Raw genomic sequence first — 14290 nt, 5'->3', positions numbered from 1 at the left:
AAGTACTGTGCGGGGCGGTAGTGTCGGTGCTGTGAGTGTGCGTCAGCGGCCCCGCGGAGGAGAGGTTGACCGTGTCGCCGGAGTTGCCCCGCGATCTTCCGCAACTGCTCAGCAGCGCGGAGCGGTTGATGACCCGCCGGCTGGCCGCCGCGCTGGAGGCCGAGGACTGTTCCGTCGAGGAGTGGCGGGTGCTGTCGCTGCTCTCGGACGGGCGCGGGCACGCCATGTCCGATGTCGCCGAGTACGCGCTGATGCCCGCGCCGAGTCTCACCAAGCTGGTCGACCGGCTGGTCTCGGCGGCGTTGGCCTACCGTCGCAAGGACCCGGGGGACGGGCGCCGTGTTCTGCTCTATCTCTCCTCGCGCGGCAGGACGCGGCACCGGGCCGTCGCCGCGCTGGCACAGCAGGCGCAGGCGCAGGTGCTGGACGGGCTGGCCGGTGTGCGGGAGCTGGCGGACGGGCTGTCACGGCTGGAGTTTCTGCTGGGGCGTGCTCCGGAGCAGGTCAGAGCTGAGCGATGATGTCGAAGTCCAGGGCGTCGGCCCGGGCGAGGTAGAGCCGTTGTTCGAGGTGGTTGCCGCGCAGTCGCAGCGCGCCGCGCGGACCCTCGTAGGAGATGTCCTCCTCCGGCCCCGGCGAGTTCGGCACGGTTAACGACCCTCGGTGGGCGGCGAGCGCACCGAGCAGCAGGATGCCCTCGAAGCAGGACTCGCCCAGGCTTCCGGCGACCGGGGCCTCGTATCCGAACCTCCGGGCGTAACGGTGGCTGAAGGACAGGCTCTCCGAGGTCATCAGCGAGTCGAAGTAGCCGGCCGTCGCCCACAGTCCCTCGGCCGCCTCCGCACCGGTGGCGAGCAGCAGGTTCTCGTCCATGTGGGTGCTCAGCCGGACGCAGCGCTGGTGCAGGCCCGCCGCGGTGAACGCCCGGTTGAAGCGCACCGCGTCGTCCCCGAGCAGCAGCATCAGCACCGCGTCCGCCCCGCCGGCCTCGATCCGGCGCATCACGGGGCCGTACTCCTCGGTGTCCAGCGGGATGAACAGTTCGTCCACGACGCTGCCCCGGCACTCGCGAGCGAACCGGCGGGCGGTGTGTGCGGTGACCCGGGGCCAGACGTAGTCGCTGCCCACGGTGCACCAGCGGCGGACGCCCGTGGCCTGGGCGAGCAGCCGCATCGCCGGCGCCAGTTGCTGGATGTCGGTCTCCCCGGTGAGGAATACGCCGGGGGTGTCCTCACCGCCCTCGTACTGGGCGGTGTAGATGTAGGGCACCCGGTGCGCGATCCGCGGTGCCAGGGCCTGGCGTACCGCGGAGGTGTGCCAGCCGACGACCGCGTCGACCGCACCGAGCGCGACCAGGCCCGCCACCTCGTCCGCGACCCGCCGCGGTTCGGCACCGCTGTCCACGACGACCAGCCGGACCTCCCGGTCCAGGATGCCGCCCGCGGCGTTGAGTTCCTCCACGGCGAGCTGCGCCGAGAGTTCGCAGGCGGGGCCGAAGATCCCGGCCGGGCCGCGCAGGGGAATCACGAGCGCTACGAGCAGCAGGTCCCGTCGGTCCGGACACAGTTGTGCTGCCGTCGAGTGCACGGGGCACCTCCGGGGGGTCTCCACAGGTGACGTCGAGTTCAACCCCGGCGCCGTTGCAGAGGATCTCCTGCCTCCGCGGAGCCTAGACCGGTGTACGGGACTTCACAATCATCGGAGGTCTGACCGGCCCGCCCGGCCCGGGGAAGCAAGTAGTACAGGGCGGGCGCACTGGCCACCATCAGCACGGCGCACAGCAGCCAGGGAAGCGTCTGGTGCTGTCCGTAGGCGTACACGCCCGCGGCCGGTCCGACCGCGTACCCGACGGTCTGGCACATGCTCAGGAAGGACAGGTAGACGGGTTCCTGGGAGGGCGGGGCCGCCTCGGTGGCGAAGGCGGCGGCGACCGGAGTCATGAGGACCTCTCCCAGGGTCCAGCTCAGCACTCCGACGACCAGGACGGGCAGCGAGATCCCGACGAGGTTGACCGCGTACCCCGCGCAGACGCAGACGGTGCCGAGGATCAGGGGGGTGCGGCGCTGCCAGCGTGCGGTGTACCGGGAGAGCGGCACCTCGACCAGGATCACCACCACCGCGTTGAGGGTCAGCAGCCAGCCGTAGACATCGGTGGTGTAGCCCGCCTCACGGACCGCCAGGGCCAGTACTCCGGTCTGCTGGGCGTAGACCAGGGAGGCCACGCTCAGCACCACGGCGGCGGCCGCGAACTCAGGGCTCACTCTCGCCCGGACCCCCACGTGTTTCGGGCCCGGTTCCGTACGGGGAGCAGTCCGCGGCAGGGGCAGGACGAGGAGGGTCGCCGCCGTGGCGGCGAGACCGTTGCCGATCAGTACGGCCGCGGGGGACCAGGACAGCAGCAGAGCGCCGAACACCGGTCCCGCGGCGGCCCCCACGTTGAGGCACAGCCGGTAGACCGCGAACATGGCCACCCGGCGCTCGGCGGTGGCCTCGGTGCCCACCACGGTCTGCGCCAGCGGGGAGTAGGCCTGCACGCCGGCGGAGACGACGGCGGCCAGGGCGACGGTGGGCCCGAAGCCCTGGAGGGCGGCGCAGGCGAACGCGCTGACCGCGGTCGCCGTTCCGGCCAGCAGCAGCGCCGTACGCACCCCGAGGCGGGCGGCCACTGGCCCGGCGGCCGCGGCACCGAGCACGCCCGCCGTCGCGACCACGATCAGCGCGACGGTGATCTGCCGTGTCCCGTAACCCCGTTCCGCCAGCACCAGGGTGAGGAACAGGACGAAGAAGCCGCCCAGCCGGCTCACGAAGATACCGAGGCAGACCAGCGCGATCGGCCTGGTCATCCCGTCGGTGTACTGGGCAGGCCTCACTCCGACTCCAGCTTGACCAGGATCGTCTCGGCCGCGGTCGTGGCGGCCGCCAGCGCGGTGGTGCTGTCGGGGCCGGTGGCGGTGACGTAGCCCAGACGGTCGTTGTTGTTGGTCGGCGGTGCCAGGACGTCGCCCGGGCCGACGTACAGGGCGACCTCCTCCACCCCCGGCACGGCCCGGGCCCGCTCGACGCCCTCGACGGCGACCACCCGGCCGCCGGGGCTGGGGAGGAAGACGATGGCCGCTCCCCGGGCCGGCTCCGGGATCCGGTCGGGCGGGGTGCCGAGGTACATCTCGACCAGCAGCTCGGTCGGGTCGACGTCGAGGGCGCGGTTGAGGAGATGGGTGATGCGGTCGCCCGCGGGACGGCAGTTCACCTCGATCAGCTTGGGTCCGTCGGCGGTGAGCATCAGCTCGATGTGTCCGGCTCCGAAGACGTACCCGATGGCCTCCAGGGCCGCGGTGGCGATCCGGCGGCACTCCTGTTCGAGACCTGGTTCGAGTACGGCGGGCAGGGCGTGCCCGGTCTCGTAGAACGAGGGCGGCGGCACCGTCTGCTTCTGCGTGATCGCGAGGAAACGGGTGACGCCGTCGAAGGTGAGGGTCTCCAGGCTGATCTCGGGGCCCTCCAGGTACTCCTCGACCAGGATCTCCTCGGACATCCGCTGGTCCCGCTGGTTGTGCGTGACCTGGTGCAGCGCGGCGACGTGGGAGGCCACCTCGTCGGGGCCGTTGCACAGCCGCACCCCGTAACTGCCGCCGTAGTCGACCGGCTTGACGATGCAGGGGAAGCCCTGGGCGACGGCGGCAGCGGCGGCTGCCTCCGGGGTCAGGGCCACGGCGAAGGCCGGCACCGGGACGCCCGCGCGCGAACAGGCCTCGCGCTGTAGGGACTTGATCCGGGCGGCCCGCACCGAGTCGGGCGCCTGACCCGGCAGGCCCAGGCGGTACGCCGACTCCGCGCCGCTGATCATGTGCCACTCGCCGACCGAGATGAGCGCGTCCAGCCCCGGGAGCAGCGGGCGCAGCGCGCCGACCACCTGGTCCGGATCGTTGGTCTCGGTGCCGACCACGTCGTCGATCAGGCCGGTGTCCAGCTGGAGTTGGCCCGGCAGGAGGTAAGCGTCGATGTCGCGGGTGACGAACGTGACGCGGTGCCCGGCCCGCTTGGCGGCGGCGATCGCCTCGTAGCCGCTTCCGGTGGTGTTGGTCTCCAGGAACGCGATGTGCGCCATGTGTGCCTCTCGGTTGCCCCTGGGCTTGAGGGGATGCGAGGAGATGTTTCCTGGATGAACTATTTTCTCGATGGGGAGTGACTGTCAACAAGCTCAAGTTTCCAGCAAGTTACGTTTGCTGAGAGGTTCATTGAATCGTTGACATCAATTCCTGCGCCCAAATACTTTCTGGGAGAAGTACTTCTGAACGGGAATGGTTGTGCATCCATGCGACTGACCGCACGAGAGCAGGAACGTCTCCTCGTCCACGTCGCCGCCGAGGTGGCGCTGCGGCGCAAGGAGCGCGGTGTGGCGCTCAACCACCCGGAAGCGATCGCCGTCCTGACCGCGCACATCCTCGAGGGTGCGCGGGACGGGCGGACGGTGGCGGAGCTGATGAAGTCCGGACGTGCGGTGCTGACCAGGGGAGATGTGATGGAGGGCATCGCGGAGATGATCCACGACGTCCAGGTGGAGGCGACCTTCCCGGACGGCACGAAGCTGGTCACCGTGCACGGGCCGATCGCGTGAGCGCGGGGGAGGGGCCGGACCGCGCGCCCCAGGTGCCCGGCGAGGTCCTGCTGGGTGAGGGTGACGTCGAACTGAACCGGGGCCGTGCGGTGACGGTGGTGGCGGTGGTCAACGCGGCGGACCGGCCGGTGCAGGTCGGGTCGCACTACCACTTCGCGGAAGCGAATCCGGGCCTGTCCTTCGACCGGGCGGCGGCCCACGGGAAGCGGCTGAACATTCCGGCCGGCACGGCCGCGCGGTTCGAGCCCGGCGTGCCCGCAGAGGTGGAACTGGTCCCGCTGGGCGGGCGCCGTGAGGTGTTCGGCCTGCGTGCTGAGACGAAGGGGAGCCTCGACACAGGCTCTGAGCGTCAGGCCGTCACGAAGGGAAGCCTTGATGACTGACCGTCAGAATACCGGAAACAGAGCCGCGTTGACGGTGCCGCGCACGCGCTACGCCGACCTGTTCGGGCCCACCGCCGGAGACCGGATCCGGCTCGCGGACACGGATCTCCTGATCGAGATCGAGCGGGACCTGAGCGCGGGCGGCGACGAGGCGGTCTTCGGCGGTGGCAAGGTGATCCGCGAGTCGATGGGACAGTCCCGGGTCTCGCGGGCGCAGGGCGCGCCGGACACGGTCATCACCGGTGCGGTCGTACTTGACCACTGGGGCGTGATCAAGGCCGACATCGGCATCCGCGACGGCCGGATCACCGCACTGGGCAAGGCGGGCAACCCGGAGACCATGGACGGGGTGCACCCCGACCTGGTGATCGGCCCGGAAACCGAGATCATCGCGGGCAACGGGCGGATCCTGACCGCCGGCACCGTCGACGCGCACGTCCACTTCGTGTGTCCGCAGAGCGCGACCGAGGCACTGGCGGCAGGGACCACCACCATCATCGGCGGCGGGACCGGCCCTGCCGAGGGCAGCAAGGCGACCACCGTCACGCCCGGCAGCTGGCACCTCGCCCGGATGTTCGCGGCGCTGGACGACTTCCCGGTCAACATCGGGCTCCTCGGCAAGGGCAACACCACGTCCGCCGTCTCGATGCGGGACCAACTGCGCGCGGGCGCGGTGAGTTTCAAGATCCATGAGGACTGGGGGGCGACCCCGGCCGTGATCGACGCCTGTCTGGAGGTGTGCGAGGAGTCGGGCGCGCAGCTGGCGATCCACACCGACACGCTCAATGAAGCGGGTTTCGTGCAGGACACGCTGGCCGCGATCGCCGGACGGGGCGTGCACGCCTACCACACAGAAGGGGCGGGCGGCGGGCACGCCCCGGACATCATCACCGTGGTCTCGCAGCCGAACGTCCTGCCCAGTTCCACCAATCCGACCCGGCCGCACACCGTCAACACCCTCGACGAGCACCTGGACATGCTGATGGTGTGCCACCACCTCAGCCCGCGTGTTCCGGAGGACCTGGCGTTCGCCGAGTCGCGGATCCGGCCTTCGACCATCGCCGCGGAGGACGTGCTGCACGACCTGGGCGCGATCTCGATCATCAGCTCGGACGCCCAGGCGATGGGCCGGATCGGTGAGGTGGTGCTGCGCACCTGGCAGACCGCCCACGTGATGAAGCGCCGCCGCGGCTCCCTGCCCGGAGACGGGCGCGCGGACAATCTGCGCGCACGCCGCTACGTCGCCAAGTACACCATCAACCCGGCCGTGGCCCAGGGCCTGGACGGCGAGATCGGCTCGGTCGAGCGGGGCAAGCTCGCCGATCTGGTGCTGTGGAACCCGGCGTTCTTCGGGGTCAAACCGGAACTGGTGATCAAGGGCGGCCAGATCGCGTATGCGCAGATGGGCGATGCCAACGCCTCCATCCCCACTCCGCAACCCGTCCTGCCCCGCCCGATGTTCGGCGCCCACGGCCGCGCCCCCGCCGCCGGCTCGCTGAACTTCGTCACCGAGGCGGCCCTGGGTGACGGGCTGCCCGAGCGGCTGGCCGGGCAGCTGGGCATCGGCAAGCAGTTCACCGCGATCCGCTCCACCCGCGGCGTCACCAAGGACCACCTGCACGAGAACACCGCCAGGCCCGAGGTCACCGTCGACCCCGACACCTTCACCGTCCGCATCGACGGCGAGGTGACCGAAGCCCACCCGGCCACCGAACTCCCCATGACCCAGCGCTACTTCCTCTTCTGACTCTTTTGACTCTTCTGGTCCGGCCGCTCCGAGTCCCGATCCGGCCCTCGCCGAGCCCCCCACCTCCTGCAAGGAGTGCTGATGATCCTTACTGGAAGCGAGATCGCGCGGGAACGCACGAACCAACGCATCACCATCGAGCCGTTCACCCCTGAGCAGGTCAATCCGAACAGCTACAACTTCCGGCTCGGCAGCCGGCTCAGGGTCTACTCGGAGATGCCGCTCGACCCGCGCCGGGAGAACGCCTGCGTCGACATCGAGATGACCACCGACGGCTACGTCCTGGAGCCGGGCCGGCTCTACCTCGCCCACACCCAGGAGGTGCTGGGCAGCCGCCACTACGCGCCGACCTTCGCCGCGCGCTCCTCCGTGGCCCGGCTCGGGCTGTTCATCAACCTCTCCGCCAGCCTGGGGGACATCGGCTACGAGGGGCAGTGGACCCTTCAGCTCTACACGGTGAACCGGGTGCGGGTGTACCCGGGCATGACCATCGGCCAGATGATGTGGTGGCGCCCGCAGGGCGAGATCGAGCTGTACGACGGCAAGTACCAGGGCGCTGTCGGCCCTCGCTCCAGTGACATCCACAAGGACTTCGACCGGCAGCTGTCCCGGCAACGGCTGCCCGGGCTCGGCACCGACGCGGACCCGGCGGACGTCGGCCACAAGTTCGCCTCGCTCGCCAGGGCTTCCCGGACGTTCCGGGTACCGACCGCCTTCGCCGTCCCCGCCGGGGAGTTCGTCCAGGCGATCGGCCCCGCGGCCCGCGGCACGCTCGGCGCCCTGTTCGAGGAGATGCGGGCCACGGTCGGCGCGTTCTTCACCGAGGTCACGGCCGGGATCGAGGCGGCGGTGGCGGACCTGGACATGCCCCAGGACCTGCGCGACCTGCTCACCGCCCGGCTGGCCGACGTGTTCGGTGATCCGCAGGCGTCCGAGTTCGCGGTCCGCTCCTCCGGACTCGCCGAGGACGGCACCAGCAGCAGCCTGGCCGGGATCCATCGCAGCGTGCTGGGCGCGCGTGGGGCCGACGGGGTGATCGCGGCCGTGGAGGAGTGCTGGCGTTCCCACTACGCGGGCTCGGCGGTCGCGGCCCGGGTACGGGCCGGGGACTTCGACCCGGAACCCCGGCTCGCGGTGATCGTTCAGCGGCTGGTGCGTCCGAGGCTGGCCGGTGTGGCCTTCACCGGGCTCGACAGTGCCTCGGACGCCGTGGAGATCGAGTACACCGAGGGGCTGGCCGAGGAACTGGTCGCGGGAGTGGCGGTGCCCATGCGGGCCTCGGCCGTCCCCGGCGACGTGCTCGACGAGCCGGTCCTGGAGGAAGTGGCCGACGCCTGCCGGGAGTTGCGGGACCTGCGCGGCTGCGAGGTGGACGTGGAGTGGGCCGCCGACGCCGAAGGCCTGCACATAGTCCAGGTACGACCGGTGACCGCCCGCCGGTCGGTCGGTCAGGGTGGTGCACCGGCCGGAATCTGGTCCACCAGGCTCTACTTCGAGGACCCGCCCGCCGGCACGCACCTCGGTGACGTCGCCGAGGTGTACGCCGGGTACACCGCAAAGCGCGGTCCAGCGCACCGGCTGGCTCAGGAGCTCGGCCTCGCGGTCGGCGCGGGCTGGCTGATCGGCTTCACCGCACGGAACCTGTCCACCCCCGAGGCCCGGGAGCGGATCCGGCACGTGCTGGCGACCGGCGCCGGCACCGAGTGCGTCCTGGACTTCGGCGCCACGCTGCGGCAGATCGTGCTCCCCAAGGACCAGGTGCCGGACCGGCTCGACGAGATCACCCGCGGCGCGGCGGCCGCGGACCAGCCGCAGGCGGTGGTGGTACGGGACTTCATCCGCGGCGAACTCGGCCTGATCACCCGCCGGTCCGGGACCGACCTGCTGGTCGAGTACACCCCCGACGGACTGCTCGCCCTCAACCGCGGTACGGCGGGCGCCCGTTCGTTCGTCTGGAGCCCCGAGGGCGGAGAAGGCGACGTACCGGCCGATCTGGTCCCGCATCTGGAACGGATGGCGGCCTTCACCGGCCGTATGCACGACCGGTACGGCGACGCCACGGTGGAGTGGGTGTTCGCCGACGGTGTGCCGTACTTCGTCGACTACTCGCTGCTCGCCGGCGACATGCTGTCCGGTGAGCGCGGCACGCTGGTCTCCGCGGGGTCGGCGCGCGGACCGCTGCTCTCGCTGGCCGACGACGAACTGCTCGGCCGGCTCTCGGTCGGTCCCGCGGTGAGCGTGGACCGCAGCAAGGACGTCACCGAGCACAACGAGATCACCCGTCTGCTGGAGAAGATCCAGGCCATGCCCGCCCCGCCGGTGGTGCGGGTGGGCCGCCCCTACGCGGTGCTCTCGGTCCTGATCGGGGCGGTGGCGGGCTTCGTCTTCGAGGAGGGCTCGGTCCTCTGCCATCTCGCCATCCTGCTGCGCGAGGCCAAGGTCCCGGCGCTGGTCGCGGACCTCGGCGCGCTGCCGGACGGCGGCGAGGCGGTCATCAGCGACGGCGCGATCACCGTTGCCGGAAGGAGCATCGAGGATGAGCACTGACCAACCAGGCGCCTGGGTCGTACTCGGCGGAGTCCACCTGATCAACGGCACCAGGCAGCGGACCGACGACGACCCGGTGGTCCTGGTGCGGGTGGCCCCGCTGGAGGAGGTCCGGCCGAGCACGACCGTGGTCGTCCGCTGGGAGGAACTCGGCACCTGCGAGGCGGTGGCCCTCACCAGCGACGGCCGTCCGCTGGGCAGGGCCCTCACGCAGGGCGAGGAACTGTTCCGGGACGGTATCGCAGGTCCCGGCCTGCGGCCCCTGGTGGGCTCGGCGGGATCCGCTCTGGTACCCCTGTGCTACCTGTCCGAACACCCCGGCGGCGGCTACCACGCGTATGCGCAGATCCGCGCCCACGCCGAGGATGCCTGCTTCGTCCGCAGTACGGCGGAACCGGTCGGCCGCGGACCGGTGGACGAACTCGACTGGCTGGAAGATGTCCTGACGGCACATCAGCGATTTGTGCTGCCGCTCGGCAACCATCACCTCTACTTCCGCAACCACTTCAAGGGCACCGAGCTGGAGTACAAGTACACCCTCGACCCGGCCCCGGACATCTGGGAGGCCGGAATGGAGGTGCTGCGGGCGCTGCGGGACGGCGAACTGCCCGGCTGCCGGCCGGAGTACCGCGAGGACTTCCAGATCTGGTACTACGACAACCACCTCTTCGACGTCCTCGGCCCCGAGTCCGAGCGCGGCTACGCCTCCTTCATCCCCTCCTACGACGGCAAGAACATCCTCAAGCGCAAGTGGTTCGCCGAGGACTCGTTCGCTCGCAGGGAGGAACTCACCCATGGCGTGGACGTCGCCCCCGAGGGCTTCGCCGGCCATCTCGCGGAGGAACTCGGCCTGACCGTCCGGGCCATGCCGCCGTTCCGGCGGGTCCGCTACGACGTCCAGTGCGAGTCGATGCGGACCGGACACATCTACGGCATCTTCTTCGACCACTGCCGTCTGCTCGACGCGCCCGACGTGGTGCTGTCCCAGTGCGAGGTGGAGTACCTCCGTTCCCGCAACGTCCTCGACCACGAGGAGGGCGAGGTGGTGGCGGAGATGGACCGCGTCGACGCGTGGGTGCGCGGATTCCTCGCCGACCGCGGCTGGGCCAAGGAGCGCTCCTTCTACTCCAAGCGCAGCTTCCTGCGTGACGTGGTGGCCGCCAGGCCGGAGCCGGAGCCCCGCCGGTGACGGTGTACTGGCTGGTCTGGGACGCGGCGGCCCACTGGATCGTGGAGCGGCTGACCGCGCAGGGCGCACTGCCCCACACGGCCCGGCTGCGGGCCGCCGGGATCAGCGCGGCGGCGCGTCCGCCGGCCCCCAACTGCCAGACCCCGCCTTCGCTGGCCACGCTGTTCACCGGCACCTGGCCGGAGCGGCACGGTGTCACCGGCTTCCGGATCCCCGGCACCGGCGGCGCGATCGAGGAGTCGTCGGCCGCCTTCGCGCCGGGCCGCTGCGCCGCGCCGACCGTGTGGCGGACGGCCGCCGAAGCCGGGCTGCGCACCGCGGCCGTGCACGTCCCCTGGACGATCGGCGCCGACGGACAAGCCGAGCCGGGCGTCGACGTGGCGGTGGAGGCGTACAGCGACCGGATCGACCGGCAGGCCGCGCTGCCGCTCACCGGCGCCCTCCAGCACTTCACGGTCGGCCCCCACCCGCTCGACGTGGCGCCCGAGGGCGACCGGATCCGGGTCGGCTGCGGGGACCGCTCCGTGACGCTGGGCGAGCGGGACACACAGTGGCGGCCACTGCGACTGGGCACGGACAGCGGAGTCTGGCTGCGCATGGTCGCGGCCGGCGGACAACGGGTACTGCTGCGGACCGGCGCCTGGCGGCCTCGCGTGGTGGGCCACGACCGCCCGCTGACCGACGCGCTCACCCAGGGGCTGCCCGTCTTCGCCGGCGAGGGAATCGGCCCCACCTACCGGGCGGGGCTGCTCGGACCGCGGCTCGTGGACGGCGGCGACGGCTCGGCGGAGGACCTGTTCCTCTCCTCGGTGGCTTGCGTGCACCGCTCCTTCGAGGCCCCGGCGCGCACGGTGCTGACGCGGCACACCGCCGCCCTGGTCGTGATCTATCTGCCCACCACCGACGACCTGGGCCACGAACTGATCGGCTGGTGCGATCCGAAGAGCGCCGCGCACCGCCCGGACGTGGCGGAGCAGATCTGGCGCCACGTCAGAACCTGCTACGAATGGGCGGACCGGCTGCTCGGAGCAGTACTCGACCGCGCCGGCGAACAGGACACCGTGCTGCTCGGCGCGGACCACGGGATCGCCGGTACGGCCTGGACAGTGCACCCCAACGAGGCACTGATCGCGGCCGGACTCGCGGCCCGGACCCCCGACGGAGCCCTCGACCCCAGGCGGTCCTCGGTGCTCTACCACCCCGCGGACAACGGCTCCCTCTGGGTCAACCACCAGGATCTGCCCGGGGGACTGGTCCCGCGCTCCGCCGCCCGCGCGCTGCTGGACCGGGCCGAGTCGGTGCTGCGTGCCGTAACCGAGCCGGGCGGCGGCCGACCCGCGACCGCCGGATTCGCCCCCTCGCCGGGCGGCGACCCGGCGGTGGTCCGCCATGTGCTGTTCGACCCCGACTTCCTGCCCACGGCCGCGCTCCGGCCCGACCGCGCGCTGGTGGCCTCCGCCCACAAGCCCGGCGCGCACATCACCAACAACGGCGACCCCCGACTGCACGCGGTGTTCGCCGCACGAGGCCCCGGGCTGTCGCCCGGCGTCGACCTCGGAACCGTCGACAACACCGTCCCGGCCCAAGTAGCCCTGCGCCAACTCGGACTGAGCCCGGACGGCCGTTCCCGTCAGCCACTCTCCGACCCCACTGCGAGGCGTGTGTGCACCGCTACCTGAACTTCCTTGACACCACTGTGCACTTCGACATCCACGGCGAGGCGGAGAAGGCCTTCGAGCCGGTGGCCCGCTTCTTCCGCCACACTCTGGCCGACCGGCCGACGAACGAGCCCGCCTTCCACATCACCTTCGTCCCCTACGACCCCGCCACCCGCCCCCCGTCCGGCCGTCCCGTGGTGATCCGGCAGAGTACGGCCCCGGAGTTCACCTTCCACGCGCTGCTGTCCCGGTACGGCGACCGCCTCGTCTACGCCAATGAGCACACCCGGCTGGACGTTCCCGTGGACGCCTCGGCGGACCAGCGGTTCGAGGCCGGCATCACCGACGGATCCGTGTGCCAGCTGATGGACTTCATCCGGGACCTGGTCATCCGCACCGAGGAGACCCGCGGCACCGTCGTCCTGCACGCCTCCGGGGTCCGTCGTGACGGGCGTGCCTACGCGATCGCCGGTCCCAAGGGCGCGGGCAAGACCACCACCCTGGTCTCGGTGCTGAGCCGGCCCGGCTGGCAGTACTTCACCGGCGACAAGCTGTTCTGCCGGATCGAGGACGGCGGCATCACCGCCACCCCCTGGCGCGACTACCCCTACGTGGGCGCCGGGACGCTGCGCGAACACCCGGCGCTGGTCGACTGGGTGCGCACCCACACGGGCCTCGACCCCGCCGAACTGCCGGACCGCAGGAAGCTGTTGCTGGACGCGGACGCCTTCGAGGCCTGGCTGGGATCGGAGTTCACCCCCGAGCCGCACCGGCTGGCCGGAATCCTGCTCCCCGAGGTCCGCCCCGGCGAGCCGTTCGCGGCCGAGCGCGTCGAGGAGGAACCCGCGCGCTGGATGGAGCTGAACCGGATCGTGGACCGCGCCGTCGACACCACGTTCTTCGGCTGGCAGCACTACCTGGTACCGGACTACGCGGCCTTCTACGCGACCTTGTCGGCGATGCGCCCCTACCTGGCCGACCTGTCGATGGTTCGCCTGACCGGCACCCTGGATGTGGACTTCGACGCGGTGCTGGCGGAGGCGTCATGAGCGCACCTCAGCTGCGGATCGCGGTGATCGGGCACTCCGGCAGCGGCAAGTCCACCTGCGCGGCGGTGCTGCGGGAGTACGCCGCCGACCAGGGTCTCGGCTTCGCCCGGATCGCGCTGGCCCGGCCGCTGTACGAACTGCAGGACCGCGTCTACGCCACCGCGGGAGCCCCACTCCGGGCGGGCGCCCAGGACCAGGTGCTGATGGAGGACCTGGCGGGCCATCTGCGCCGGCTCAACCCGCGTGCCCTGGTCGACGACTTCGCGGCCCGGCTCGCCGTCTGCCCGGCCGACCTCGTGGTCAACGACGACCTGCGCGATCCCCTGGTCGACGCCCCGGCCTTACGGGCGCTGGGCTTCCGGATCCTGCGGATCACCAGCGCGGAGCAACTGCGGCTCGGCCGGCTGGCCGCCCGGGCCGACCTCACCCGCGCCGACGGCTCGACCCGGAACCTCGACCTGATCGAGCCGGACGTCGTGATCGACAACAGCGCGGACCTGGCCGCCTATCGGTCGGCGATCCATGCCACCGTCCGTTCGCTGTACGGGAGTTGTGCACTGTGATCCTCACCGGTCCGGAGATCGCCCGTGCGGTGGCCGACGGCGAGATCCACATCGACGACTTCGACCCCGCCCGGCTCGAACCCAACTCCTACGGATTCCGCCTTGCCCCCGAACTCCTGGTGTACGACCGGGAGATGCTGGACAGCCGACGCGCGCCGGGCTGCAACACCGTCACCATGGACGCCGCCGGAGTGGTGCTGGAGCCCGGCCGGTTCTACCTCGGCAGCACCATGGAGGTCATGGGCAGCCCGCACTACGCGGCCACCCTCTACGCCTGCCGCTCGGTCTCCACCCTCGGCGTGTGGATCCAGTTCTCCGCCCCGCTCGGGCACAGCGGCGCGCTCTTCCCCTGGACGCTGGAGATCACCGTCGCCAACCCGGTCCGGCTCTACCCGGGGATGTGCGTCGGCAAGCTCGCCTTCTGGGCCATGCAGGGCGAACCGCTCCTCTACGACGGCAAGTACACGGGCTCGACAGCGGCCGTCGCCTCCCGGCTGAGCGAGGACCTCGCCGCCGTTCCCGTGACGGAGGGCAGCTGA

The 14290-nt window shown here is 71.3% G+C and carries 13 protein-coding genes; 10 read left to right on the top strand and 3 right to left on the bottom strand.

From position 1 onward, the window contains the following. Positions 1–71: 71 nt before the first annotated feature. Positions 72–521, top strand: coding sequence for a MarR family transcriptional regulator (locus tag KUM44_RS36830; protein ID WP_308402813.1), 450 nt, complete (start codon positions 72–74; stop codon positions 519–521). Here the strand turns inward: KUM44_RS36830 and KUM44_RS36825 are convergent. Genes KUM44_RS36825 through KUM44_RS36815 form a run of 3 tightly spaced genes read right to left on the bottom strand, consistent with a single transcriptional unit; the run spans position 505 to position 4105 of the window. Further along, on the bottom strand, positions 505–1587 hold the full coding sequence (locus KUM44_RS36825; RefSeq protein WP_217214120.1) for a substrate-binding domain-containing protein: 1083 nt from the start codon (positions 1585–1587) through the stop codon (positions 505–507). The genes KUM44_RS36830 and KUM44_RS36825 overlap by 17 nt on opposite strands. Positions 1588–1625: 38 nt before the next feature. Continuing rightward, positions 1626–2843: an MFS transporter gene (locus KUM44_RS36820; protein ID WP_217214119.1), complete on the bottom strand. Its 1218-nt coding sequence runs from the start codon at positions 2841–2843 to the stop codon at positions 1626–1628. A 23-nt stretch (positions 2844–2866) separates the two neighbouring features. Next, positions 2867–4105 carry an ATP-grasp domain-containing protein gene (locus KUM44_RS36815; RefSeq protein ID WP_217214118.1) on the bottom strand — a complete coding sequence of 413 codons (1239 nt, stop codon included), beginning with the start codon at positions 4103–4105 and terminating at the stop codon, positions 2867–2869. 207 nt (positions 4106–4312) lie between these two features. Here KUM44_RS36815 and KUM44_RS36810 point away from each other — a divergent pair, with 207 nt between their 5' ends. The 9 genes from KUM44_RS36810 to KUM44_RS36770 all read left to right on the top strand — a co-directional run bounded on the left by KUM44_RS36810 (position 4313) and on the right by KUM44_RS36770 (position 14290). Further along, the gene (locus KUM44_RS36810; RefSeq protein ID WP_217214117.1) at positions 4313–4615 is read left to right on the top strand and encodes an urease subunit gamma; all 303 of its coding nucleotides are present in this window, start codon (positions 4313–4315) and stop codon (positions 4613–4615) included. Then, entirely contained in the window at positions 4612–4998 is a 387-nt protein-coding gene (locus KUM44_RS36805; protein WP_217214116.1) for an urease subunit beta, read from the top strand. Before KUM44_RS36810 ends, KUM44_RS36805 begins: the two co-directional genes overlap by 4 nt. Next, positions 4991–6745 carry an urease subunit alpha gene (locus KUM44_RS36800; RefSeq protein ID WP_217214115.1) on the top strand — a complete coding sequence of 585 codons (1755 nt, stop codon included), beginning with the start codon at positions 4991–4993 and terminating at the stop codon, positions 6743–6745. The genes KUM44_RS36805 and KUM44_RS36800 overlap by 8 nt, the downstream gene beginning before the upstream one ends. A gap of 81 nt (positions 6746–6826) precedes the next feature. Further along, complete coding sequence (locus tag KUM44_RS36795) at positions 6827–9292, top strand: PEP/pyruvate-binding domain-containing protein (protein ID WP_217214114.1); 2466 nt, start codon at positions 6827–6829, stop codon at positions 9290–9292. Continuing rightward, the gene (locus KUM44_RS36790) at positions 9282–10481 is read left to right on the top strand and encodes a hypothetical protein (protein ID WP_217214113.1); all 1200 of its coding nucleotides are present in this window, start codon (positions 9282–9284) and stop codon (positions 10479–10481) included. Before KUM44_RS36795 ends, KUM44_RS36790 begins: the two co-directional genes overlap by 11 nt. Further along, complete coding sequence (locus KUM44_RS36785) at positions 10478–12160, top strand: alkaline phosphatase family protein (protein ID WP_217214112.1); 1683 nt, start codon at positions 10478–10480, stop codon at positions 12158–12160. Before KUM44_RS36790 ends, KUM44_RS36785 begins: the two co-directional genes overlap by 4 nt. Beyond that, the gene (locus KUM44_RS36780) at positions 12145–13188 is read left to right on the top strand and encodes a hypothetical protein (RefSeq protein ID WP_217214111.1); all 1044 of its coding nucleotides are present in this window, start codon (positions 12145–12147) and stop codon (positions 13186–13188) included. Before KUM44_RS36785 ends, KUM44_RS36780 begins: the two co-directional genes overlap by 16 nt. Further along, positions 13185–13751, top strand: a complete 567-nt coding sequence (locus KUM44_RS36775) for a hypothetical protein (RefSeq protein WP_217214110.1) — start codon at positions 13185–13187, stop codon at positions 13749–13751. Before KUM44_RS36780 ends, KUM44_RS36775 begins: the two co-directional genes overlap by 4 nt. After that, on the top strand, positions 13748–14290 hold the full coding sequence (locus KUM44_RS36770; protein WP_217214109.1) for a deoxycytidine triphosphate deaminase: 543 nt from the start codon (positions 13748–13750) through the stop codon (positions 14288–14290). The genes KUM44_RS36775 and KUM44_RS36770 overlap by 4 nt, the downstream gene beginning before the upstream one ends.

It is taken from the genome of Streptomyces sp. AC550_RSS872 (assembly GCF_019049285.1).
In the GTDB taxonomy this organism is placed as follows: Bacteria; Actinomycetota; Actinomycetes; order Streptomycetales; family Streptomycetaceae; genus Streptomyces.
Note: the sequence above shows the minus strand (reverse complement) of the source record. Positions and strands in the feature narration are given on the sequence as shown.

Excerpts from the sequence above, each read along its gene's own strand:
- KUM44_RS36820 (WP_217214119.1), bottom strand. The coding sequence starts at position 2,843 with ATGACCAGGCCGATCGCGCTGGTCTGCCTCGGTATCTTCGTGAGCCGG.
- KUM44_RS36810 (WP_217214117.1), top strand. The coding sequence starts at position 4,313 with ATGCGACTGACCGCACGAGAGCAGGAACGTCTCCTCGTCCACGTCGCC.
- KUM44_RS36775 (WP_217214110.1), top strand. The coding sequence starts at position 13,185 with ATGAGCGCACCTCAGCTGCGGATCGCGGTGATCGGGCACTCCGGCAGC.
- KUM44_RS36800 (WP_217214115.1), top strand. The coding sequence starts at position 4,991 with ATGACTGACCGTCAGAATACCGGAAACAGAGCCGCGTTGACGGTGCCG.
- KUM44_RS36815 (WP_217214118.1), bottom strand. The coding sequence starts at position 4,105 with ATGGCGCACATCGCGTTCCTGGAGACCAACACCACCGGAAGCGGCTAC.
- KUM44_RS36790 (WP_217214113.1), top strand. The coding sequence starts at position 9,282 with ATGAGCACTGACCAACCAGGCGCCTGGGTCGTACTCGGCGGAGTCCAC.
- KUM44_RS36795 (WP_217214114.1), top strand. The coding sequence starts at position 6,827 with ATGATCCTTACTGGAAGCGAGATCGCGCGGGAACGCACGAACCAACGC.